The following is a 23,787-nucleotide window of genomic DNA, read 5'->3' as shown; positions in this document are numbered from 1 at the left end:
GATCGACTTTTAACCTACATGTATATTCTTTGTGAGCTAAGAATTGCTAATGAAATGTAAACACTTAGGCAGATAAGCAGTAAAGAAAATAACTTACACAACTCTTTGTTTTGCCAAAATTTACTTATATAGGATCGCCGGATGACCAATACTCGCGACATATCATTGGTAACGCTTCAGGATGTAGAAGAAGCAATACGATTAGCCAATGAGGGAGTAGTACAAAGGGTTTCAATTGAAGAAATTAATAAAAAACATGGTGCAATTAGGGATGCATCTCGGTTACAGGCTTTAGTCACTATTGCTAGAAATTCTAAAGATAAAACACTCCATCTTTATGGAGCAGGTAGTCTTGAAAATAGTTTAGAAAGTCTATGTAGTTACGCACCCGCTTTGACCGCTATTCGTTTAAATACCATGATTAAATTAGGTGGGATTTCGGTAAGTCGCCGGAGAGCTCTACAATATGCAGTTGATAAAATGGTCAATACTGACAATCAAAATTATCCTATGGTTGTTAAAGGTAGGGTTATCGACCTTTGCTGCATTAGTGGGGCTGATAGACAATATCTTTCACAGTTATTTTCAACTCGCGACTATACAGCTGTAAAAAACAGTTCTGCTATGAGTAAATCCTTGACTGACATATTGAAATTTATTGCGGTCGATGACTTTTATAAACTTGATGCAGAGCTTCTACGTGGTTTTGGTGTCTTCACTTGTGAGTTATTTAAAAACACTCAAGAGCATGCAAGAGTAGATACAAATGGTATGCGGCTTACTAGTCATGTTGAAGGTATGATTGCTTCTTTCATTAACTTACAGTCTTTTGTTCTTGAGAATGATTACAATTCCAATGATAGATTGACCGAGTATTTCAATTCCATTACTGCAGATAAATCAGGAATGGAAAAAGTCAAATGTATACAGTTGAGTTTCTTTGATACAGGGCCAGGAATAACAGGTCGTGCTTTTGGTAAGAAATTTTACGACGGAAACAGAAGTGATGAAAAAGAAGCTCTTCTAACTTGTCTAAAGAAAAACTTCACCTCTAAAAATCAAAGTGGGGCTGGAAATGGATATCCTACAGTATTATCTCAGCTACAAAGAATTGGCGGTTTAATTAGGATAAGAACTGGGAGGCACTGTATATTCAACTGTTTTAAAGGTAATAGATTCGACAACCAGAGTAAAATATTTAACGATAATGATTTAATGAACTTTGATTGTTGGTCTCAAGATAATCTTGAGCTCGCCGTTGGAACAGTCGTATCAATTTTAGTGCCTTTAAGGAATGAAAGTGGACAATCTCTTTTATTTTAATTTTCAAAAGAAAATATCCCCTCATACTATAGATCTGCTTTGTGTCTATCTTTCAGACTCATGCCTGAAGGATACAACAGACTTTTTCTCTGCAATTACATTAGCTCTCACTGAATGTGACACCATTCCGGATGCTTTAGTAGTTTATTACACGCAATCACTCAGTGATAGCATTAATAATGCTTGGAATGACAGCAATCAGAAAGATATATTATTCACTCGATTAAGCAGAAATAAACATATATATACTAAATTTTTCTATTTCATCCAGATGAATAGCAATGGCTTTGAGATGAATACAGCCTTATCATCAAATAATGGTTTTTTTGTTCCTTCTAACAAAGACCTTTCTGAATTTTACAGAAAAGGTATTTTAGAATTAGCAGAAAAAAATGATGTTTTACATAACGCTCCTTCAGGTCATAAATTTAAACATCCATCTGGAAAGATCCTCAACCTTTTTATACAAACTAAAGAAATTGCTTGTAATGAAGCTGAAATTCAATTTGTAGGAAGGGGGCTTTGCTTGATCCACCCTCAAATTTCATGGTCAACAATAGATTCAGTTTATATAGATTCAATGGGGATCTACTCTCTCGTGAGAGAGGCTTTAGATTTTTCAAATTCGAAAGCCACAATCAAAAACTTTCACTCTTATGAAGGGATAGAAAAATTATCACGCCCAGCTGAGCTTGACGTGGCAATCATTTCCGCTTCAACATCCGGAAGCATGGCTAGCATATTGTGCGATAAAGGTTTTAAAAATGAAAGAATTATTACTTTAATAGATATAGAAAAAAGAAAAGATTTATGCTTAGATTTAGTAACCCTCAATAAAGATAGTGATTTCTTGCATAAAAGTAACTCATCATATAATTATGAAACTGAGATAGAGCTTGTAGGTGAGCAGTTCACCTATAAAGCGAAGCCCCCAAAGCAGATAACCATTAGCTATAAACATAGGCCCAAAGCATTAAAGGATATTCTTGATACTTTTGCAATTAATGGTGTTAACGACATAAATGGACGATTAGATGCTATTAACAAAACACCATTAATCAGCCTTAAGGCCGAAAATTTACTAGCATGCGATAATTTCAATAAGTGGCTTAAAACAGAATTAAAGTGGTCATTATCTTCCTCTGTAAACCTTATTGTTTATAAAAATGATGGTGCATCGTATCATCTAGCAGAAAAGGTAAAGTTAATTATTGATGAGATTCGGGGCAATAGCTCTGATATATTAATATTAGAATCATCAAAATTAAATGTGGTTGCATTGAAAGACTGCAATGGAGTGCTGGTTGTTACGGCATTTTGTGGCGATGGTGGTGAATTGCGCCAAATTAGTAGAGATCTTAGAGAGTTTGAAGGTGATGTTATTCCTAGACATTTTTTGGTAGGAGTAGGAATACCTCAAAGCAACAGTGCCTGGAAAAAACTTCGTCTATTTTTGATAAAGAACGCAACAGATAGAGATTACAACTTTTCCGTTTGGAATGTATTACCACTTGGGCCAGACATTAACTCTGCTGCTTGGGATGCATTACCAGAGTTTCTTGCAAAAGTTCAAAATAAACCAAAATTATCTGACGATCCTCAAGAAGAAGAGGAAGCAAACGAGATAATGGATCAGCTTGAAGATGTTATAACATCCTCCTTTAACAGACTATTACCTAGAACGAATGGAAAAAATCTTGAATTGACTTCTGGCTTTGTTTTTTTTGATAAGAAATTAGATGATGAAATATCTAAAATTAAGCAGTCCGTAGTTCTTATGACTATTTCCTCAGTTCTTCAGGCTGCAAGGGAATATACAGAACAAGACTTATGCCTGAGCCCTAGCAATTATCAGTCCGTGGTTCTATCTCCTGAGAACTTCCTTCGTTTCAATGATGACATTCTTCAGGCTTGTATATTAAGAGCTAGTTTGCCTTCAGAGTTAGACTACAGATCTAACGCTGATTTAAGCATGCTGATGAGTGAGTTTCTATATAAAATATTCTCAAGACATGAACATCCATTTGGATATGCCTCACTAGAATTCGCTGCGGCTTTAGCCACTGGGAAGCTACAACTTAGGAAAGAGCATTACGTGGATTTAATCCAGAAAACTCTAAATATCGAACCACCAATTAAAGGTGAACTTGCTGGCTTCATGCTGGCGATTAATAGCAAATTAATCAATTAAATTTTAAATGACACACGTCAGCTATCATTGGGTGCTGACGCGTGTCGTTTTTTAATTTAAAATTAATGCTATTGAATACTATTATTTTGATTTGTTACCTCCTCGTGTAACGCATAATTCAACTTACCTTACTCGTTAGAGGTTGTGTTGAAATGAAATATTTTATTTTCAGTGTGCTCATATTTTCATATATATGTTTTGCAAATGAGTTAGACGAACTCGCCACCACCCAACGCCTACTAGACCAAATCCAGCTCTCCCCCGACCGTGCCCGCACTGTCGCTGCTCAGTCCGCCCCCAATAACCGCCGCCGCTAACTGTTCGACTACAAGAAAGCCAATGAAGACCTCAACACCATGCGTGCTGGCATCAGCCGCTACACGCAGCCTTCCCGTGCACAGCCGCTGGATTACGGTAAGGTCAGCGGCGATTACTCGCGAGGCCGTCCGTTATGGCGATGACTGCCGCGCAGATCAACGCATTTAAAACGTCATCCGGCAAAATCGATATTGGCGTTTTGTATCTGGTGACCGTTGGTCTACTGCTGTGCGTGCTGTTTCTCTGGGCAGCCTGGGCTGCAGTGGATGTCAGGCATGGACGGGCAAATACCAAAGTCAGGGATGCCGCGCTTGCCCGATTTGTTATCGGTTCTATGGCTTAACCGATCGTCTGCATCTGGATGTTCGCCAGTTAACGCAGACATTTTCGAAGTGCTTTTACCCGTCAGGTTGCTTAAGAGGAAGGCTCATACTGGATAGCTGAAGCATTACAGTGGCCTCAGCAGTCAAAGTGACCAGAAATCATTGGTGCTTCAAAAAGCAAAAACCCAGCCATAAAGGCTGGGTTTTCAGAATGTTGGTGCCCGGACGCGGAATCGAACCACGGACACGGGGATTTTCAATCCCCTGCTCTACCGACTGAGCTATCCGGGCAACGGGGCGCATTAAACCTTACTCGCGCCGTACCGTCAAACGCTTTTCGGTAAAAATCAGCTGACTGCTGCCTTTTGCAGCAACCGCCGGACCCGATGGTAAAAACCTGCGCAACCGGGCTATTTAGTGGTGGATTTTTAGCCACCCACGCCGATAACCGTGCTGACATCCCATAACCATAATAAGGTCCACTATGTTCAGCACTATTACATCGGGAATCCTGTCGCGCCTCGCGTGGCAGAAACGCAGTCACAGCAGCGCAACGCTCAGTTCGCTGCAGGAGGCCATCGCCATGGTTGAGTTTACGCCTGATGGTCACATCCTCACCGCCAACGCGCTGTTTCTGGAGCGCATGGGCTACACGCTGGCTGAAATTGTCGGCCAGCATCACAGCCTGTTCTGCACGCCGGATATGGTGCAGTCACCGCAGTATCGCGAGTTCTGGCAGCGTCTGAATCGCGGCGAAGGCTTCAGCGATAAGTTTTTGCGCGTGGCGAAGCACAGCCGTCCGATCTGGCTGGAAGCCAACTACGTACCGGTGCAGGATCGCCACGGTCGGGTGATTAAAATCGTTAAGCTGGCGAGCGATATCACCGCGCGCATTATGGATGCGCAGGAGCAGCGCGCCATGACCACCGCCATTGAGCGCTCGATGGCGGTGATTGCCTTCAACCTCAAAGGTGAAGTGCTGATGGCCAACGATAATTTCTTCAATACCATGGGCTATCGCGCTGATGAGATCATCGGTCGCCATCACAGCCTGTTCTGTCCGCCCGAAATGCGCACCAGCGAGGCCTATCGCCGCTTCTGGCACAAGCTCAATCAGGGTGAATATATCTCCGGGCAGTTCGAGCGCGTCAATAAGCAGGGCAACACCGTCTGGCTGCGCGCTACCTATAATCCGGTGTTTAACAGCGCCGGCGAGCTGTACAAAGTGGTGAAGTTCGCCACCGACGTTACCGCGCAGGTGGAAAAGAACCAGCTGGAGCGCGAAGCAGCGCAGCAGGCATGGCAAACCGCTCTGCATACCAGCGAAAGCACACAACAGGGTGCGGCGGTCATTGAGAACAGCGTGCAGAATATCAATGCGCTGGCCAGCGAACTGCACGGTATTTCTGGTGATATCAATGATCTGAGCGACTCTTCCGATCGCATCGGCGCCATCGTGGAAAGCATTCGTCGCATTGCTGACCAAACCAATCTGCTGGCGCTCAATGCGGCAGTGGAAGCCGCGCGCGCCGGTCAGCATGGCCGCAGCTTCGCCGTGGTCGCCAGTGAAGTGCGCACCCTCGCAGCGAACATTAATCGCGCCACCAGCGAAATCGAGAATCGGGTGAGGCATAACCATCTGCTGGCGGATAAGGCGCAGAAAGGCATCGCGTCGAACCTGAAGCGTGCCGATCAGGGCGTAGTGCTCGCGCAGCAGGCGGGCGGTGTGATTGCCGAAATTCGCGGCAGCTCCAGTGAGGTGGTGCGCGCCATCAGCCACGTCGCCGATGCGCTAAAAGCCCCGCAGTAAGCGCAGCAGCGAGCGCTGGCCGGCGGTGACATAAAAGTGTCATCGCCGTGCCGTAACCTAAGATTATTCCTAATCAACGCCAGACTCTTTCTCATGCAGCAGCCTGATTTCCGCACCGGGCTTAGCGCCCTGACGGGTCGTGCCCGCGCGCGTTCGCTGTGTATTGCGGTGCCGTTCGTCACGCCAGCGATGGACAACACGGCGGTAATGGCGCTGTTTAGCGAACACAAAGATTTGATTGGCCTGCCGGTGGTGGAAAACGGCACGCCGTTCGGCATGATTAACCGCCACATCTTTCTGTCGCAAATGACGCGCCCGTTCTTCCGCGAGCTGTACGATCGTAAAAGCTGTATCGCCTTTATGGATAAGCAACCGCTGGTGATCGATGCCGAAACCGAACTCGATCGGGTCGCGCAGCAGGTGGTCGCCAGCGGGGATAAATCAGTGACCGATGGTTTTATCGTGACTGAACAGGGCCGCTATATTGGCATCGGCCTCGGCATAGACCTGATTCGTACCGTCTCCGATTTGCAGGCGCAGCAGCATCAGCAAATTTTACAGAGCATCGATTACGCGCGGGTGATTCAGGACGCGATGCTGGACCGCTCGCGGCAGCAGATGGCGCAGCAACTAAGCGACTGGTGCCTGCACTGGCAGCCGCGCGATGGCGTGGGCGGCGACTATTACGCCTTTCACCGCGACGAGCACGGCTGGCTGGCGCTGATTGCCGACTGCACCGGTCACGGCATTCCCGGCGCGTTTATGACGGTGATTCTGCATGCGGCGCTGGAGCGTGCGCTGCAGCACAACCATCGTACGCCGTCTGCCCTGCTGCAGGCGCTTAACCGCCACATCAAACAAACCCTGGGCCAGCTTAACGCCTCGCAACAGACTTCGCTGTCCAACGACGGCTGCGATGCGATTGCGCTGCGGCTGGAGACGGCTAGCCATCAGCTGAGCTGGGCCAGCGCGCGCATGCACGCCGTGCTGCAGCCGGTACAGGGTGAAGCCGCCGCGCTGCAGGCCGATCGCGTCGGCGTTGGCTACACCGATACACCGCACGACTATTGCTGGCCGCAGCAGCAGCGCACACTGCAGCCCGGCGATGTGCTGCTGGTGATGAGCGACGGCGTGACCGATCAACCCGGCGGCGCGCGGCAAATCATGTTCGGCAAAAAGCGGATTCAGACGGTCATTGCACAACATAAAACCCTGCCGATGGCCGAGCTCTCCGCGGCGTTTGCGCAGGCATTTCTTCACTGGCAGGGCAACCAGCCGCGACGCGATGACGTCACCTGGTTTGGTCTGCGTTATTAACGAGCCTCTTATGCATCCAGCTTCCACCGGCACGCACCTGCCGCCCGACAGCGTTGCGCTGCACTATACCGGCTTCTTTTCGCCGCAGAACATCACCGCGATGGGTGAAGTGATCAAAGTGTTTCTGGAAAACCAGCAGGCCCCGCTGAAAGTGCGCCGCCGGCTGTTCTCCAGCTTTGTCGAGATTGTGCAGAACATCCTGCGCTATTCGCAGGACAGCCGTACCCTGAGCCACGCCGAACAGCACTTTCGCTTTGGCACCGTAACGCTGCACGTGGACGGCGATAGCTACGTGCTGGAGAGCAGTAATCAGATCGAACAGGCCGCCTGCGAGCAGCTGCGCGACTGGCTCGATCTGCTGCGAACCATGAGTAACGACGAAATTAAGCAGGCCTACCGTGTCGGTCTGCGCACCGAGAGCCCCGCCACCAGCAAAGGGGCCAATATCGGTTTGCTGACGCTTGCCCGTGACGTCAGTGAACCGCTGGAGTATGAACTGCGTCCGCTGCCCGCCAGCGGCTACGCCACGTTTTGGCTTAAAGCCACCATTCACCAGGATTGAGGTTGTATGCAAAACCTGATTATCGCTGCCACTGAGAGCACGCCCGAAGTGAGTTTCGATTTTGCCACCCGCCAGTTTGCGCTGCGCGGCGAGTCGTGGCCGGAGAACGCGGCGGCGTTTTATCGCCCGCTGCTGGATGCCCTTGAGCAGTGGCAACCCACCGACAACGACGCGGTGGTCGTCACTATCGCGCTGCGCTACTTCAACAGCTCCAGCACCAAAATGCTGTTCAGCCTGTTCGATCTGTTCAACCAGCTGGCGCAGCGCGGTCAGCGCGTCACGCTAAACTGGCTGTTTGATGCGGAAGATGACATCGCGGAAGAGTTTGGTCAGGAACTGGCGCTGGATTTTACCGATCTGCAGGTTAATCTGCAGGCGGAACTGGCGTCATGATGGACCTCAATGAGCTGTTCCGTGAAGAGAGCGAGGTGCTGAATCGCTCACAGCATGTGGCGGCGCAAAACACGCTGAGCGCGCAGGATTACCGCGAGGCGCTGCTGCACCTGAATCGCCACTATCAGCGCCTGATGCGCGAAACCTGGCGGCTCATCTCCCGCAGCGATCGCGCGGAGCGCGAGCTGAACCGCGTGAATGAGCAGTTAAACCAGCTGGCGCAGGAGCTGGAGTACAAAGCCAGCCACGATCCGCTGACGGCGGTGTGGAATCGCGGCGCGATTATTCAGCGCATCAGCCAGACGCTGGAGAGCGGTCCGGCGGCACTGATCATTCTGGATATCGACCACTTCAAGAAGATCAACGACGAATACGGCCATCCGATGGGCGATAAGGTGATTTGCGGGCTGGTGACGCGCATTCAGGCGCACTGCCCGGCCGGCGCCAGCATTGGCCGCATCGGCGGCGAAGAGTTTACCGTGCTGCTGCCGCACTATCGCCTGTCTGACGCGGTGATTGTCGCCGGTGCGATCCACGCCTCGCTTAACGCCTCGCCGCTGGCGGTGCTGCCGCAGCAGCTGGTGACCGCCAGCCTCGGCGTGAGCTACGGTAAGCCGGGCTCCGATTTCGACACGCTGTACAGCAATGCCGATGCCGCGCTCTACGATGCCAAACACCACGGCCGCAACCGGGTATTTTTCCGCTGATCAGTGCACCTGCGCGGTGCTGGCCGTCTGCATCGGCACGCTGCTATCCGGCGGCGGCAGGAAGATGTGGTCGAGGATATTGCGCATCACCGGCGCGGCCGTAATGCCTTCGTTACCGCCGTTTTCCAGAATCAGCGCCACCGCCACCTGCGGGTTGTTAAACGGCGCAAAGGCGGTATAGAAAATGTGGTCGCGCAGGCGCACCGGGATCATTTTCGCGTTGTAAGTCTGGTTCTGCTTCAGGCTAAACACCTGCGACGTACCGGACTTGGCGGCGATGCCGTACGGCGCGGTATGGAAATATTTATAACCGGTGCCGTTAGGCGCGTTAGCCATACCAAACATGGCGTGGCGCACCAGCGACCAGTACGGTGATTTCGCATCGCCAATCTGCGGCTGCGGCGCGGTCGGCTGGTAAACCTGCTGCCAGGTGCCGCGCTGTGCTTTGGCCAGCAGGTGCGGATTAATCACCCGGCCGTTATTGATCAGCGCCACCATGGCTTTCACCATCTGAATCGGCGTGGCGATCCAGTAGCCCTGGCCGATGCCCACCGACACCGTATCGCCCTGATACCACGTATGTTTATGCACTTTCTGCTTCCATTCGCGGCTTGGCAGCAGCCCGGCGTACTCTTCATTCAAATCGATACCGGTAGGTTTGCCGTAGCCGAACTGGCTGAGCATGCTGTGGATGCGGTCGATGCCCATCATGAACGCCACCTGATAGAAGAAGGTGTCGGCGGACTCTTCAATCGCTTTGGTGACGTCGAGCATGCCGTGGCCGGACTTTTTCCAGTCGCGGTATTTACGATCGGTGCCCGGCAGCGTCCAGGTCGGCGCGCCAAAGAAGGTGGTGCCCGGCGTAATCACTTTGCTCAGCAGCGCCGACATCGCCATGTAGGGTTTTACCGTCGATGCCGGTGGATACAGCCCCTGGGTGACGCGATTGATCAGCGGCAGGTTTTTATCCTGCAGCAGCGTTTTATAGGCTTTGTAGCTGATGCCCTTCACGAACGGGTTGGGATCGTAGCTCGGGCTGGAGACCATCGCCAGCACGCCGCCATCGTGCGGATCCTCAATCAGCACCGCCGCACGCTGCCCGGCCAGCTGGCTCTCCACATACTGCTGCAGATGCAGATCCAGCGTCAGCCAGATGTTTTTGCCTGCTACCGGCGGCACCTCTTTCAGCACGCGCACGATGCGGCCGTGGTTATCCACTTCCACTTCCTGATAGCCGGTTTTGCCGTGCAGCAGGGATTCGTAGTAGCCCTCAATACCCTGCTTGCCGATATTATGGTCGGCGGCGTAGTTTTCGCCGACGCCCTCGGCATTGAGCCGCTTGTAATCGTTATCGTTAATCTTCGACACGTAGCCGACCACGTGCGCCAGATCGGCGCCGTACGGGTATTCCCGATCCTGATAGGTATCAATGGTGACGCCGGTGAAGCGGAACTGATTGACCGAGAAGCGCGCCACCTCCTCGTCGGTGAGCTCGGCTTTCAGCTCCACCGGTTTATAGCGGCTGCTCTGCTTCAGTTCATGCTCAAAGGTTTCGATATCATCCGGTGTCAGATCGACGATGGGCGTCAGCGCCTTCAGCGTCGCCTGCATGTTGTCGATTTTGTAGGGCGTGACGAGGATGTCGTACCAGGTGACGTTGCGCACCAGCGGGATGCCGTTGCGATCGAAAATCAGCCCGCGCGTCGGCGCGATGGGGATCATTTTGATGTCGTTCTCGTTGGAACGTGTCTGGTAATAGCTGTGCTGATCCACCTGTAAGCGATACAGGTTGATGCCAAGAATGGTGAAGCAGATAACAACCAGGGCAAACGCCACCAGCGCGCGGCGCACAAACAGTTTCTCTTCGGCTTCGAAATTGCGGAAATTCATCAGGGGCTTAGTCTCTTCATTATCACGCTAATGATAGGGAGAGATCGCCGCAGAGCCAGCAGGAAGATGCACAAGCCTGGGTAAAAGTGTGTCAGATGTTTACGGTGGAGCGGTTGCGTCAGTAATGCGGGACAGGGCGTTGACCGTTGCTCGATCAGTCCCCTCCCCCGCGCGAGGGCGTTAACCGTTGCTCGATCAGTTCCCTCTCCCGCGGGCGGGAGAGGGTTAGGGTGAGGGCGAAGAAAAACCCAGGAAAATCAATCCCCCAGCAGCACCGACTCCAGCGCGATCTTAATCATATCGTTGAACGTCGTCTGACGCTCTGCCGCGGTGGTTTGCTCGTGCGTACGGATGTGATCCGACACGGTACAGATGGTCAGCGCTTTGGCACCGAATTCTGCCGCCACACCGTAGATGCCGGCCGCTTCCATCTCCACGCCGAGGATGCCGTACTTCTCCATCACGTCGAACATCTGCGGGTCCGGCGTATAGAACAAATCAGCTGAGAAGATGTTACCGACGCGTGCGTCCACGCCCAGCGCTTTAGCCGCGTCAACCGCGTTACGCACCATGTCGAAATCCGCGATGGCGGCAAAATCGTGATCTTTGAAACGCATGCGGTTAACTTTTGAATCGGTGCAGGCACCCATACCAATCACCACATCACGCAGTTTCACGTCTGCACGTACGGCACCGCAGGAACCCACACGAATGATCTTCTTCACGCCGAAATCGGTGATCAGCTCTTTGGTGTAGATCGAGCAGGATGGAATACCCATACCGTGGCCCATTACGGAGATTTTGCGGCCTTTGTAAGTCCCGGTGAAGCCCAGCATGCCGCGTACGTTATTCACTTCGACCACATCGTCGAGGAAAGTCTCGGCAATGTGTTTTGCACGCAGCGGATCGCCTGGCATCAGCACCACGTCCGCGAAATCGCCCATTTCGGCATTAATATGAGGAGTTGCCATTGTTGTTCTTCCTTATCAAAAAGTGGTGGCTGTTTTACAGCAAGCTTTTGCCGTAGTCCATGCTGGACAGGCCAAAATAGCTGGCGATAGTCTGGCCGATATCGGCGAAGGTATCGCGGTAACCCAGCGAGCCCGGTTTAACTTCTGGACCGTAGATCAGAATCGGGATGTGCTCGCGCGTGTGCTCTGTGCCATGCCAGCTCGGATCGCAGCCGTGGTCAGCGGTGAGGATCAGGATATCGCCCTCTTTCACCAGCGCCATCAGCTCCGGCAGACGACGGTCAAACAGCTCCAGCCCACCGGCATAACCGGCGATATCGCGGCGATGGCCCCAGGTCGAGTCAAAATCGACGAAGTTGGTGAACACAATTGAGTTGTCCGGCGCCTTCTTCATCTGCTCAATGGTGGCATCAAACAGCGCATCCAGACCGGTGGCTTTAACTTTTTGCGTGATGCCCTGCTCCGCGTAGATATCAGCGATTTTACCCACTGAAATCACTTCGCCGCCCTTCTCATCCACCAGCTTTTTCAGCATGGTTGGTGCCGGTGGTTCGACCGCCAGATCGTGACGGTTACCGGTGCGCTGGAAGTTACCGGCTTTATCGCCGACAAACGGACGCGCGATTACGCGGCCAATGTTATAGCCGCCGTTGGTCAGCTCTTCACGGGCAATTTCACACAGCGCGTACAGGCGATCGAGGCCAAAGGTCTCTTCATGACAGGCAATCTGGAACACTGAATCTGCCGAGGTGTAGAAAATCGGCTTGCCGCTTTTCATGTGCTCCTCGCCCAGCTGGTCAAGGATTACCGTGCCGGAGGAGTGGCAGTTGCCGAGGTAGCCCGGCAGATCGGCGCGTTTTACCAGCGTATCCAGCAGCTCCTGCGGGAAGCTGTTCTCTTTGTCGCTGAAGTAGCCCCAGTCAAACAGCACCGGCACCCCGGCGATTTCCCAGTGGCCGGACGGCGTATCTTTGCCCGAAGAGAGTTCGCTGGCGTAGGCGTACGCGCCGATAATTTCCGCCTGCGGATCCAGTCCCGGCGGGAAGCGGCCGGTAGAGAGTTCCGCCGCTTTGCCAAGGCCGAGCGCGGTCATGTTGGGCAGATGCAGCGGACCTTCGCGGCCTTCATTGGCGCGGCCTTCAAAGCACGCTTCGGCGATATGGCCGAGCGTATCCGATCCTTCATCACCGAATTTATCGGCGTCTTTGCTGGAACCAATCCCGAAGGAGTCGAGAACCATAATAAAAGCACGTTTCATGCAAGTCTCCTGCGCCATAGCGCGATGACAAGTCAAAAAAAAGCGATCAGATCAGTATACCCGAACGGCCGCTGCCTGGCACGCAGTTACGCCACTATTCGCTGATGCGGCGATACACCACCGGCGTGGCCTCCGGAGCGTGGTCGCTGAGCGTTATCGCCGCTTTCACTGCCGCAGCGGCCTGCTGCCACTGTGCTTCCGACGCGGCATGAATCACCGCCAGCGGCTGCTGCGCATTGACCTCACTGCCCAGCGTGATCATGTCGCTGAGGCCCACGCTGTAATCAATGCTGTCGCTGGCGCGCTGACGGCCACCGCCCAGCGCCACCACCGCCATGCCCAGCGCCCGCGTGTCCATGGCGCTGACGATGCCGGGACGATCGGCGTACACCGCTTTGCTCAGCATCGGTGCCGGCAGGTAGCGGTCCATCTGCTCGATGAAATCCGTCGGGCCGTTCTGCGCCGCCACCATGCGTGCAAACACCTCAGCCGCTTTACCGTTATCCAGCACCTGCTGCAGTTTTTGCCGCGCTTCGGCTTCGTTCGCCGCCAGTTTGCCGGAGATCAGCATCTCGGCGCACAGCGCCAGCGTGACCTCCAGCAGCCGCGGATTGCGCGCCTCGCCGGTGAGGAAATGCACCGCTTCGCGCACTTCCAGCGCATTACCGGCGCTCGATGCCAGCACCTGATTCATGTCGGTGAGCAGCGCGGTGGTTTTGCATCCCGCGCCGTTGGCGACGCCGACAATCGCCTGCGCCAGCTGCTGCGAGGCCTCAAAGGTTGGCATAAACGCCCCGGATCCGACTTTGACATCCATCACCAGCGCGTCTAATCCCTCGGCTAATTTTTTGGCGAGGATCGAGGCGGTGATCAGCGGAATAGAATCCACGGTGGCGGTGATATCGCGCGTGGCGTAGAACCGCTTATCCGCCGGCGCCAGCGAATTGGTCTGACCGATAATGGCAACGCCGACCTGTTTGATGATCTGGCGGAAGCGATCGTCGCTGGGGAAGATATCAAAGCCGGGAATGGCTTCCAGCTTATCCAGCGTGCCGCCGGTGTGACCGAGGCCGCGCCCGGAAATCATAGGCACGTAGCCGCCGCAGGCCGCCACCATCGGACCCAGCATCAGCGAAGTGACATCGCCCACGCCGCCGGTCGAGTGTTTATCAACAATCGGTCCGTTGAGATTCAGCGCCTGCCAGTTGAGTACCGTGCCGGAATCGCGCATCGCCATGGTCAGCGCCACGCGTTCTTCCAGGTTCATGTCGTGAAAATAAATCGTCATCGCCAGCGCGGCGATTTGCCCTTCAGATACGCTGTTATCACGCACGCCGTTGATGAAAAAGCGGATTTCCGCTTCGCTCAGCGGCTGGCCGTCGCGTTTTTTACGAATAATTTCTTGTGGCAGGAACAAGGTTGCCTCCCCGGAAAAGCGATCTATCGCTGAATGACAGCCGCCAGATGCGCAGCAATACGCACCTGACGGCAGTGACACCGTGGGCCGCCATTTTAGCGACCGCGTGGATCAATAACCGGCTTTGCTGGTCGCCGTAGCGTGACCCAGGGTATTCAGCAGGCTGGCTAACAGGCTGGAAGCGCCGAAGCGGAAATGACGCGCATCCGCCCAGCCGCTGCCGAGGATGTCGTCGGCCAGCTGCAGGTAGATAGCGGCATCTTCCGCCGTGCGCACGCCGCCAGCCGGTTTGAAGCCCACCTGCTGCTGCACGCCTTTGTCACGGATTACCTGCATCATGATCGCCGCCACCTCTGGCGTGGCGTTGACCGGCACTTTACCGGTAGAGGTTTTGATGAAATCCGCGCCGGCATCGATCGCGATTTCGGACGCTGCACGAATCAGCGCTTCCTCTTTCAGCTCGCCGGTTTCGATGATCACTTTCAGCAGCACGTTCGCCGCCGCGCAGGCCTCTTTACAGGCTTTTACCAGCGCAAAGCCGACGTCACGATTACCGGCAATCAGCGCACGGTACGGGAACACCACGTCAACTTCATCCGCGCCATAGGCGATTGCCGCACGGGTTTCCGCCAGCGCGATGTCGATGTCGTCGTTACCGTGCGGGAAGTTAGTGACGGTCGCGATACGAATTTCCGGCGTGCCCTGCTCGCGCAGCGTTTTACGTGCAATCGGGATAAAGCGCGGATAGATGCAGATCGCCGCCGTGTTACCGGCCGGTGATTTCGCCTGATGGCACAGCGCGATCACTTTTTCGTCAGTGTCGTCTTCATTCAGGGTGGTCAGGTCCATCAGTTGCAGCGCGCGCTGCGCGGCGGCATTCAGATCGGTCATGGTGCTCTCCAAAGTCAGGCCGGTGAAATCTGCTCACCGGAGAATGTGATAATTATAACAACTCACGCCGCGTGGAATTGCGAGGCTTGTCACAAGGAAAAAGAAACCGCGCTCTGATATACATGAATTTAGCGATTTTAATCACATTAAATCGCTATTTTGCCGAACAGCGCGGCATGATGCGATTGTGATTATTATCACAAATGTTGCCGCAAAAAGGTATCGGATATCGTTAAAGCGTAGTTAATTTGCGACAGAGCGGGAGTTGTCAGCACATCATCAGAAGTGGCAGAGGGTTTGCAGCGACGCGATTCATCACGCAATAAATTGTGCCGCTGGCACAATTGCAACGGCCATTAACCGTGACGGCCCTATTAGATGAAGTGAGGTGACGGCAGGCGCAGGATCAATACTCAATCCGGCAGCGCGAACAAACGCAGGCTGTTGTGCCACAGCGCATCGGCGATCTCATCGGGCGGTTCCGGGCGCAGCTGGCACAATACTTCGAACACATTACGCGCGCGCTCCGGGCGATTTGGCTGGCCCTGAAAACCCTGCAGCGGCATATCGGGCGCATCGGTTTCCAGCAGCAGCGCCTGCAATGGCAGGCTGGCGATGGTGTGACGGGTTTTGCTGGCGCGCGCGTAGGTGATGGTGCCGCCGACACCAATCGCGTAGCCAAGCGCGATGAAACGCTCCGCCTGCTGCTGGCTACCGGCAAAGCCGTGCACCACGCCGCGTCGCGGCACGTCGTGACGGCGCAAATACTGCGCCAGCTGATCGTGCGTACGTCGCGAATGCAGGATCACCGGCAAATCATAGCGCTTTGCCAGCTTCAGCTGCGCCTCCAGCAGCCGGGTTTGCCGCGCAAAATCCGGCGCTTCCATATACAGATCCAGCCCGATTTCCCCGATCGCCACGCGTTTTGCATCCGGCGTTTGCAGGTACTGCTCAAGGCGATCGAGATCGTCATTCTGATGTTGCGCAATATTGATAGGGTGCAGCCCGAGCGCGCTATACAGCGCCGGATGCTGCTGCGCCAGCTGGCTCACCACGGCAAAACGGCTGGCATCCACACACGGCACGATGATGCGTTCCACGCCCGCCTGCGCCGCCTGCGCGATACTGTGTTCGGCAGCGGTGACGAATGGCGGAAAATCAAAGTGGCAGTGGGTGTCGATAAATCTCATGCCAGCGATCCTGCATCGTAGTCGGCGTCATTACCCGCGAGCGGCGGCGTGCTGACCGGCCGGTTATCCGGCGCGTTGGCGACGGCGGCGGGCGGCGTCACGGCAATCGGTCGCGCCAGCGGTTCAGCATCGCTCAGCCACTGGCCCAGCGTCGCCAGGAAATAGCGCCCGCTGCGGCGGCCCAGATGATAATCCTGATTCAGCGACGCCAGACGACTGCCCAGCGCCATGCTGGCCAGCGGCTTTGGCGGAAAGATTTCAATGATGCGCAGATTATCCGGCGGCTGTTCAATAAACTGCTGAATCTGGCGGTAGCTCTCTTCGTGCTGATGCAGGATATTGATCATCGGCTGCAGGGCGCTGTCGCTCAGCCAGCGCTCCATGCGTTTAAACCACTTCGGCGTATACGCCATCTGTGACGGCACGGTACGGATCACCACGATAGTATCGGCGCCACGCCGCGCCGCTTCGCGCACCGGAATGGCGTCGCTGATGCCGCCGTCGAGATAGCTCACGCCATCCATCAACACGCCGCTGCGGTAGAAACCGGGGATCGCGCTGGAAGCCTTAATGATGTCATGCCAGGTCAGGTTGGTGGGATTGAAGTACTGCGCGCTGTAATCATCGCTGCGGCAGGCGCACATGTAAAACTCGCTGCCTTTGGCAAACAGGCTTTCGGCGCTGCTCAGCGCCAGCGGGAACTCCTGTTTAGTGATATCCACCAGCCAGTCGAGATCGATCAGGTGGCCACCGCGCACAAAACGCAGCGGATCGAAAAACAGTTTACTGGTGGTGTAACGGGTAATCACGCGCCGCGCATAACCGGGCTGAGCACAGACAAAGGCTGAGAGGTTTTGTGCCCCGGCTGAGGTGCCGAGCATTAACTGAAAGGGGTTGAAACCTGCGCGCTGAAATTCATCCAGTACGCCCGCCGTGAAGATGCCACGTTGCCCGCCGCCCTCGCAGACCAGCGCGATCTTTTTGGATTTGAATGGCGTGAGTGCCAGTGGCTCAAAGGTGTCCAGCGACACCGGGATGCGTGTTCCCAATGGATGTCCCTCAGTGTTTGCTGCTCTGAGGGAGGCGCTCAATCAGCATCCCGGAGAACCAGTCATTGTCGTTCCCTGACCAACCGCATCCTGCAATCGTCGCGGCTCACCTTCAATGGTGGCAATGACTGGCCTCCGCTTTATGTGACTAGCGGGTTAACATGATTAACGCAGTGGGTCAGGGTCGTTTGCGCCCGGTAAACAGGCTCACGAGGAACAGAATAATACCGACAATAAAGACAATTTTAGCTGCCCATGCTGCCGTACCCGCCAGACCGCCAAAACCTAATGCTGCAGCAATCAGAGCGATGACCAGAAAGATAATACCCCAACGAAACATAAGCCTCTCCTTTACCATAGTGAAAATCGAACTGCTTATTCTTCACATCACTGTTTTTAATACGGAACGGCACCGTTGGTGATGCCGTTCCGGTTGCGTTAAGATTTCACCTTGAGGTCATTCTTCACGCTTTTCACGCCTTCAATGGCTTTGGCGATCTTCTCAGCCCGATCGGACTGGGCCTGATTCGCCACTTCCCCGGACAGCTGTACCACGCCATCGGTGGTTTCCACCTTCACGTTGCGCGATGGCACAATGTCATCTGCTAAAAGTTTAGCTTTTATTTCACTTGTGGTTGCTGCATCACCTGCATAACCTTTCAATGAACTCTGTTTGCTGTCTCTGACGTGTAGTTTGTCGCTGACGGATTTAACCCCTTCCACCTTCTGCACCAGCGCCACAGCCTTCTCGGCCTGGTCCTGCGAGGTGACAAAACCGCTCAGCGTAACCACGCCCTGCTGCGTTTTTACTGAGATATCCGTACTTTTAATCGCTTCATCGTCCACCAGCGCGGCTTTGGCTTTGGCGGTGATGCCGCTGTCATCCATAAAGCCATCGACTTTTTTCATAGAACTATCGATTTTGGAACCCGCGCTGCTGCTGGTATCAGCCGCCATTGCCGCGCCGCTTAACAGCGCAGTACCGGCCAGTGCAGCAATCAGGGTTTTAGCAATCTTAGTCTTATTCATCGATATCATCCTTCTATCAGTTAACCCACTCGCAACCGCGAATGCGCCAGCAACACACCACGTTGCTGCGTGATGGACGTAATCAGACCCACAGGTCCGTTTTCTCGTCCGACAGAATAATCATAGTAGGGATTACAGCTTTTGCTGGCTTTTGTGGTTGATATCTCGCCAAAAAGCGATAACCGCAGCGCAATTAAGAGGAGTCTGTATCGGAGAAAACCGGGCCGCACAAAGTGACAGCCCGGTCGGAACGGCGAACTTAGTGTTCGCGCGTTTTACGGAAGGTCACGTCAGGATAGCGCTCCTGCGTGATGTTGAGGTTGACCATGGTCGGGGCGATATAGGTGAGGTTGTCACCGCCATCGAGCGCCAGGTTGATCTCGTTTTTGCGCTGGAAGTCGTCGAACTTCTTCGCGTCGCTGCATTCAACCCAGCGGGCGGTCGACACGTTGATGGCCTCGTAAATCGCCTCAACGTTGTACTCGCTCTTAAGACGCGCCACGACCACATCAAACTGCAGCACGCCCACCGCACCCACGATCAGATCGTTGTTGTGCACCGGACGGAACACCTGCACGGCGCCCTCTTCCGACAGCTGGACCAGCCCTTTCAGCAGCTGTTTCTGCTTCAGCGGATCGCGCAGGCGAATGCGACGGAACAGTTCCGGGGCGAAGTTCGGAATACCGGTGAACTTCATGGTTTCGCCCTGGGTGAAGGTGTCGCCAATCTGGATGGTGCCGTGGTTATGCAGGCCGATGATATCGCCCGGATAAGCTTCTTCAACGTGCGAACGGTCGCCCGCCATGAAGGTCAGCGCGTCGGAGATCACCACATCTTTACCGGTACGCACCTGACGCAGTTTCATGCCCTTTTCATATTTGCCGGACACCACGCGCATAAAGGCCACGCGGTCACGGTGTTTCGGGTCCATGTTGGCCTGAATCTTAAACACGAAGCCGCTGAACTTCTCCTCTTTGGCTTCGACTTTGCGGGTATCGGTCTGGCGCGGCATCGGTGCCGGCGCCCAGGCAACCAGTCCATCCAGCATATGATCGACGCCAAAGTTGCCCAGCGCGGTACCGAAGAACACCGGCGTAATTTCGCCGCTCAGGAACAGCTCTTTGTCGAACTCGTGCGATGCGCCCTGCACCAGCTCCAGCTCGTCACGCAGCTGCTGCGCCAGCTCTTCGCCGACGGCCGCGTCCAGTTCCGGATTCGCCAGCCCTTTTACCACGCGCACTTCCTGAATCGTGTGGCCTTTGCCGCTCTGATACAGGTAAGTTTCATCGTTGTAGAGGTGATACACGCCTTTGAACAGCTTGCCGCAGCCAATCGGCCAGGTGATCGGCGCACAGGCGATTTTCAGCTCGCTCTCGACCTCATCCAGCAGTTCCATCGGATCGCGAATGTCGCGGTCCAGTTTGTTCATAAAGGTGATGATCGGCGTGTCGCGCAGACGGGTCACTTCCATCAACTTGCGGGTACGATCCTCAACCCCTTTCGCGGCGTCAATCACCATCAGGCAGCAGTCCACCGCCGTCAGCGTACGATAGGTGTCTTCCGAGAAGTCTTCGTGCCCGGGGGTATCCAGCAGGTTAACCAGGCTGTCGCGATACGGGAACTGCATCACCGAGGTGGTGATGGAGATACCGCGCTGCTTCTCCATCTCCATCCAGTCTGATTTGGCATGCTGGCTGGAGCCGCGACCTTTAACGGTACCGGCGGTCTGGATCGCCTGTCCGAACAGCAGGACTTTTTCGGTGATTGTGGTTTTACCGGCGTCCGGGTGCGAGATGATCGCAAAGGTACGGCGGCGCGCCACTTCTTCTAAAAAGGGAGCAATAGACATGAGTGAATTCTTCTTCAGGGCAACGCGCGAGCGGCGCGCTGCGAATAAATCATTCCGGAGCCAGTCCGGCGGATAACGGTGCCAATGGCGACGCATGCGCGTCGGGTCACAGCAGGGTGTGTGCGATCTACATTGGCGGCAGTCCGGTTATCCCATCAGCATTGAGGCGGCATAGCATACAATATTTCAGCAGGCGGGGGAATCTGCGGCAGGATGAGACGATGCTCGTGCAGTTCAGGACATGTCTTGTAAACACTAAGCGATGTCTGGCTGAGAATGCCTGTCCGGAACCGTCACCCCGGCAAGGACAGCAAAATGACTCTACAGCTTAACCCACATACCTACAGCCCGTCGCACCGAAACGCCGCCCTGTCGTCGCCCGCGCAGATGTACCGCAAACCCGGCGAGATGCTGCTGATCAACGCGCCGGATAACGCCGCCGTGCAAGCCACCGGCCGCGCTGATTTTTCCCGCAGCAGCCTGCCGGCGCACCTGCATTATCTGCTCACGCCGCGTCCCGGTTTTTCTGCCGGTCAGCATTTTGTCCCGGAGTATCCGTACATGCTGGACGCCGCGCTGTCGGTCACTGCACGCCGGGGCGCGGTGTCGTTAGCACCGTATCACGCCGACAGCGACAAGTGCGCGCTGGTGATTGAGCGGCAGACGCTGGTGAAGTTTGATCTGCCGCCGCTGCACGATTTGGTGCTGAGCTACATCGGTCTCAACACCTACTTTAGCGAAGTGCGCTTCTACAACCGTGCCGGTCGCATCGTGGCGTTTCGTCGCCTGAACGCCAGCAAAAAGCGCCACGAAGTGTTCTGCTTCGCTGGCATGAAGCCGGTCTCACTGGTGATTGAGACCAGCCAGCACAGCTCGATTTTGCTCGATGAGATGGTGTGGAATCAGACCGTAGGCGCGGGCGCGCGCTGAGGCGCGTTACCCCAGCATGCGCACCACCGCCGCCTTGAAGATCTTCACACCGATCTCCAGCGAACTCAGCTCAAAGCGCATCTGCGGATGGTGCAGTCCCGGCACCAGATTGGTTCCCAGCCCCCAGAAACCGGCTTTCACCTGCGGATTTTTCACCGGATAGTAGAAGAAATCCTCGCTGCCCGGCGTGGTTTTCGCCGCCAGTAATCCCTGCTCGCCCAGCACATCGACAATCGCGGCACTCAGCAGCGCGGTGGCATCGGCATCAATTTCCGCCGCCGGCATCTCTTTCAGCACCACTACTTCAGCGGTTGCGCCCAGCGCGGCCACGCTGTGCTTAATCGCCTGGCTGACTTTCTCTTTAAGCAGTTCCATCGGCGCGTTCTCCTGCGAACGCAGATCCCACACCACGCGCGCCTCGTCCGGTACCGAGTTGGTCACGCCGGCGTCGCACAGGAAGCGCGTCGCTTTTACGCTCCAGGTGAGGCCCGGTGCCAGATGAATGCTGTTCACCGCCTGCACCGCCTGGACTGCCGCATCAAGCGCGTTGACGCCGAGATGCGGTCGCGCGGCATGGGCCGGTGCGCCTTTAATGGTGGCCTCCAGCGTGCTGCACGCTGAATAGATCACCGCAGGCGTCGCCTGCCCGACCTGGCACTCCTCCAGCGGGCGCAAATGGAAGCCAAGAATCATCTCCACGTCATCCAGTGCGCCGCCCTCAATCATCGCCCGCGCGCCGGCCCCCAGCTCTTCAGCCGGCTGGAACAGCAGCTTCAGCCGCCCTTTTTTAATAGCGCCTTCCTGCAGCAGCTCCTGCGCGGCGGTCAGCACCACCGACGAGTGGCCGTCATGGCCGCAGGTATGGCGGGCGCAGGCAACGCCGTCGATCACGTGCCCGAGCGCATCCATGTCGGCGCGCAATGCCAGCACCGGGCCCGGCACGCCGCTGTCGATCTCCGCCACGATGCCGGTGGTCTGGTTGATGCCGCGCGTGACCTTAATGCCAGCCTGTTCCAGCTGGCCGGCGATGTAGGCCGAGGTTTTAACTTCCTGAAACCCCAGCTCGGGGATTTCATGCAGAAAATGGTAGTGATCGAGAACTCTGGACACCGTTTCGCTCCTAAACAAAAAAACGCATCACGAACATAGCGATAACCGCATTGATAATGCTGGTGAGCATCAGCAGCGGCCAGTATTTTTTCGGCACATCGGCGACGCCCAGCAGGCGGCCCATGTACTGCAACTGCGAACCCATGAGAAAAATCGCCGGCGCGAGGATAGTGATGTCGGTACCGCTCAGCAGACCTTTCGCCATCAGGCTCACCGCCACCCCGACGCTGGCCGAGGATGACAGCCACGCGGTCAGCAACACGGTGATCGCCTCGCCGGGCAAACCGAAAATCCCCATCAGCGGTGCAAACGCGTGGCCAAGAAACTGCATGATGCCGAGCAGATTCAGCACTTCCGCCAGCACATAGGCCATCACCACATTGGGCATCAGATTGTGAATAGCAATATGGAAGCCTTTACGCGCGCCGACAATAAAAATATCAAACGGATTATTATTGACCCGCGTCTGTACGTTATTTGACATCAGCAAAATCCTTCTTATAAACACTGTTTAACACAAAACGGACAAATGCCGCACCGACGAATTTCAGCACAAACATTAGCAGCAGCGGAATAATGATTGGTGCACTCATGGACGCAAATAGCGCCGAGCCAATGGCAAAATAATTATTGATCAGTCCGGCACCGGAATATTGCCAGGCGCTCATCACCACCAGCTCTTTTTTACCGATTTGCTGCTGATCCGCCATCTCTTTAGTGAGCGCCGCGCCGGCATCGGTACTTTGCAGATCGGTAATCAGCGCCAGGCCGCAGCGTCCCGGCAACCCCATCAGCGGTTTCAGCAGTGGCGTCAGCAGCGTGTGGGCGGCACGAATCGCGCCGTAGTGGGTGAAAATCTCCAGCACGCCCAGCGCCAGCATCACGGTGGGTGCCAGCGACAGCGCGAACAGGAAGCCGGCTTTGGCGCTGATGCCGCCGGCGCCGAGAAAGGTGGAACCTGACTCTTTGATGGTGCCAAAGCTGCCGCCCAGCGTGGTGAAATCAAACGCGCCCAGCCAGCTAAAGCCTTCGACCTTATAAAGCAAACCGGAAAAAAACAGTATTGCCAGTATCAGCGCGAGATAATTTCCGGCGCTTGCCGTGACCGTTTGTGGCGCGGCCATGATTTTTTCTTCAGACATCTTTTCTCCTGCTGGCCCTATTTCTGCCAGACGTGGTTGCAATATACGGAACTATTTACCAAGCAGGATTTATGCCAACGCGCACTTTCTTTAATTTCGCTATGGCTAATTTTGTTC

General features: G+C 54.6%; 23 protein-coding genes and 1 tRNA gene. 10 read left to right on the top strand and 14 right to left on the bottom strand.

Annotation, left to right across the window (positions count from 1 at the left end):
- Nucleotides 1-141: 141 nt before the first annotated feature.
- From C1Y42_RS23460 to C1Y42_RS16800, 4 genes are all read left to right on the top strand, one after another.
- Nucleotides 142-1,323, top strand: coding sequence for a hypothetical protein (locus C1Y42_RS23460; RefSeq protein ID WP_146068806.1), 1,182 nt, complete (start codon nucleotides 142-144; stop codon nucleotides 1,321-1,323).
- Complete coding sequence (locus C1Y42_RS16810) at nucleotides 1,301-3,514, top strand: hypothetical protein (RefSeq protein ID WP_146068805.1); 2,214 nt, start codon at nucleotides 1,301-1,303, stop codon at nucleotides 3,512-3,514. The genes C1Y42_RS23460 and C1Y42_RS16810 overlap by 23 nt, the downstream gene beginning before the upstream one ends.
- 317 nt (nucleotides 3,515-3,831) lie before the next feature.
- The gene (locus C1Y42_RS23905; protein WP_255418430.1) at nucleotides 3,832-3,975 is read left to right on the top strand and encodes an RAQPRD family integrative conjugative element protein; all 144 of its coding nucleotides are present in this window, start codon (nucleotides 3,832-3,834) and stop codon (nucleotides 3,973-3,975) included.
- Nucleotides 3,966-4,175, top strand: coding sequence for a TIGR03758 family integrating conjugative element protein (locus C1Y42_RS16800; protein WP_104093975.1), 210 nt, complete (start codon nucleotides 3,966-3,968; stop codon nucleotides 4,173-4,175). The genes C1Y42_RS23905 and C1Y42_RS16800 overlap by 10 nt, the downstream gene beginning before the upstream one ends.
- Before the next feature lie 195 nt (nucleotides 4,176-4,370).
- On the opposite strand, the gene C1Y42_RS16795 is transcribed toward C1Y42_RS16800, so the two are convergent.
- Nucleotides 4,371-4,446, bottom strand: a tRNA-Phe gene (locus C1Y42_RS16795).
- Between the two features lie 193 nt (nucleotides 4,447-4,639).
- Here C1Y42_RS16795 and C1Y42_RS16785 point away from each other — a divergent pair.
- The 5 genes from C1Y42_RS16785 to C1Y42_RS16765 all read left to right on the top strand — a co-directional run bounded on the left by C1Y42_RS16785 (nucleotide 4,640) and on the right by C1Y42_RS16765 (nucleotide 8,944).
- Nucleotides 4,640-5,965, top strand: coding sequence for a PAS domain-containing methyl-accepting chemotaxis protein (locus tag C1Y42_RS16785; protein ID WP_104093973.1), 1,326 nt, complete (start codon nucleotides 4,640-4,642; stop codon nucleotides 5,963-5,965).
- Nucleotides 5,966-6,058: 93 nt separating this feature from the next.
- The gene (locus tag C1Y42_RS16780) at nucleotides 6,059-7,282 is read left to right on the top strand and encodes a SpoIIE family protein phosphatase (protein ID WP_104093972.1); all 1,224 of its coding nucleotides are present in this window, start codon (nucleotides 6,059-6,061) and stop codon (nucleotides 7,280-7,282) included.
- 10 nt (nucleotides 7,283-7,292) lie between these two features.
- Entirely contained in the window at nucleotides 7,293-7,844 is a 552-nt protein-coding gene (locus C1Y42_RS16775; protein WP_104093971.1) for a SiaB family protein kinase, read from the top strand.
- Nucleotides 7,845-7,850: 6 nt separating this feature from the next.
- A complete protein-coding gene (locus C1Y42_RS16770; protein WP_021507651.1) occupies nucleotides 7,851-8,237 on the top strand; it encodes a DUF1987 domain-containing protein in 387 nt (128 codons plus the stop codon).
- A complete protein-coding gene (locus tag C1Y42_RS16765; RefSeq protein ID WP_021507652.1) occupies nucleotides 8,234-8,944 on the top strand; it encodes a GGDEF domain-containing protein in 711 nt (236 codons plus the stop codon). The genes C1Y42_RS16770 and C1Y42_RS16765 overlap by 4 nt, the downstream gene beginning before the upstream one ends.
- Here the strand turns inward: C1Y42_RS16765 and mrdA are convergent, their stop codons facing one another.
- The 10 genes from mrdA to prfC form a co-directional block, all read right to left on the bottom strand.
- Complete coding sequence (gene mrdA / locus C1Y42_RS16760; RefSeq protein ID WP_021507653.1) at nucleotides 8,945-10,834, bottom strand: penicillin-binding protein 2; 1,890 nt, start codon at nucleotides 10,832-10,834, stop codon at nucleotides 8,945-8,947.
- Nucleotides 10,835-11,091: 257 nt separating this feature from the next.
- Nucleotides 11,092-11,805, bottom strand: coding sequence for a purine-nucleoside phosphorylase (deoD, locus tag C1Y42_RS16755; RefSeq protein ID WP_021507654.1), 714 nt, complete (start codon nucleotides 11,803-11,805; stop codon nucleotides 11,092-11,094).
- A gap of 34 nt (nucleotides 11,806-11,839) precedes the next feature.
- Nucleotides 11,840-13,063, bottom strand: coding sequence for a phosphopentomutase (gene deoB, locus C1Y42_RS16750; protein WP_021507655.1), 1,224 nt, complete (start codon nucleotides 13,061-13,063; stop codon nucleotides 11,840-11,842).
- 94 nt (nucleotides 13,064-13,157) lie between these two features.
- Nucleotides 13,158-14,480, bottom strand: a complete 1,323-nt coding sequence (gene deoA, locus C1Y42_RS16745) for a thymidine phosphorylase (protein ID WP_058770661.1) — start codon at nucleotides 14,478-14,480, stop codon at nucleotides 13,158-13,160.
- A gap of 111 nt (nucleotides 14,481-14,591) precedes the next feature.
- Nucleotides 14,592-15,371, bottom strand: a complete 780-nt coding sequence (gene deoC / locus C1Y42_RS16740) for a deoxyribose-phosphate aldolase (RefSeq protein ID WP_058770662.1) — start codon at nucleotides 15,369-15,371, stop codon at nucleotides 14,592-14,594.
- A gap of 413 nt (nucleotides 15,372-15,784) precedes the next feature.
- On the bottom strand, nucleotides 15,785-16,561 hold the full coding sequence (locus tag C1Y42_RS16735) for a TatD family hydrolase (RefSeq protein WP_104093970.1): 777 nt from the start codon (nucleotides 16,559-16,561) through the stop codon (nucleotides 15,785-15,787).
- Nucleotides 16,558-17,610, bottom strand: coding sequence for a patatin family protein (locus C1Y42_RS16730; protein WP_104093969.1), 1,053 nt, complete (start codon nucleotides 17,608-17,610; stop codon nucleotides 16,558-16,560). The genes C1Y42_RS16735 and C1Y42_RS16730 overlap by 4 nt, the downstream gene beginning before the upstream one ends.
- A gap of 178 nt (nucleotides 17,611-17,788) precedes the next feature.
- Nucleotides 17,789-17,950, bottom strand: a complete 162-nt coding sequence (locus tag C1Y42_RS16725; RefSeq protein WP_007893192.1) for a DUF1328 domain-containing protein — start codon at nucleotides 17,948-17,950, stop codon at nucleotides 17,789-17,791.
- A gap of 98 nt (nucleotides 17,951-18,048) precedes the next feature.
- Nucleotides 18,049-18,639, bottom strand: a complete 591-nt coding sequence (gene osmY / locus C1Y42_RS16720) for a molecular chaperone OsmY (RefSeq protein WP_021507660.1) — start codon at nucleotides 18,637-18,639, stop codon at nucleotides 18,049-18,051.
- 259 nt (nucleotides 18,640-18,898) lie between these two features.
- Nucleotides 18,899-20,488 carry a peptide chain release factor 3 gene (prfC, locus tag C1Y42_RS16715; protein WP_021507661.1) on the bottom strand — a complete coding sequence of 530 codons (1,590 nt, stop codon included), beginning with the start codon at nucleotides 20,486-20,488 and terminating at the stop codon, nucleotides 18,899-18,901.
- 315 nt (nucleotides 20,489-20,803) lie between these two features.
- Here prfC and C1Y42_RS16710 point away from each other — a divergent pair, with 315 nt between their 5' ends.
- Entirely contained in the window at nucleotides 20,804-21,418 is a 615-nt protein-coding gene (locus C1Y42_RS16710; RefSeq protein ID WP_146068804.1) for a hypothetical protein, read from the top strand.
- A 6-nt stretch (nucleotides 21,419-21,424) separates the two neighbouring features.
- Here the strand turns inward: C1Y42_RS16710 and C1Y42_RS16705 are convergent, their stop codons facing one another.
- Genes C1Y42_RS16705 through C1Y42_RS16695 form a run of 3 tightly spaced genes read right to left on the bottom strand, consistent with a single transcriptional unit; the run spans nucleotide 21,425 to nucleotide 23,670 of the window.
- Nucleotides 21,425-22,528 (bottom strand): M20 peptidase aminoacylase family protein, encoded by a 1,104-nt coding sequence (locus tag C1Y42_RS16705; protein WP_104093967.1) that lies wholly within the window; start codon nucleotides 22,526-22,528, stop codon nucleotides 21,425-21,427.
- Nucleotides 22,529-22,538: 10 nt separating this feature from the next.
- Complete coding sequence (locus C1Y42_RS16700; RefSeq protein WP_021507664.1) at nucleotides 22,539-23,012, bottom strand: YjiG family protein; 474 nt, start codon at nucleotides 23,010-23,012, stop codon at nucleotides 22,539-22,541.
- Nucleotides 23,002-23,670, bottom strand: a complete 669-nt coding sequence (locus tag C1Y42_RS16695) for a nucleoside recognition domain-containing protein (RefSeq protein WP_021507665.1) — start codon at nucleotides 23,668-23,670, stop codon at nucleotides 23,002-23,004. The genes C1Y42_RS16700 and C1Y42_RS16695 overlap by 11 nt, the downstream gene beginning before the upstream one ends.
- Between the last annotated feature and the right edge of the window lie 117 nt (nucleotides 23,671-23,787).

The organism is Pantoea sp. ICBG 985 (assembly GCF_002928365.1).
Classification (GTDB): domain Bacteria; phylum Pseudomonadota; class Gammaproteobacteria; order Enterobacterales; family Enterobacteriaceae; genus Pantoea; species Pantoea dispersa.
Note: the sequence above shows the minus strand (reverse complement) of the source record. Positions and strands in the feature narration are given on the sequence as shown.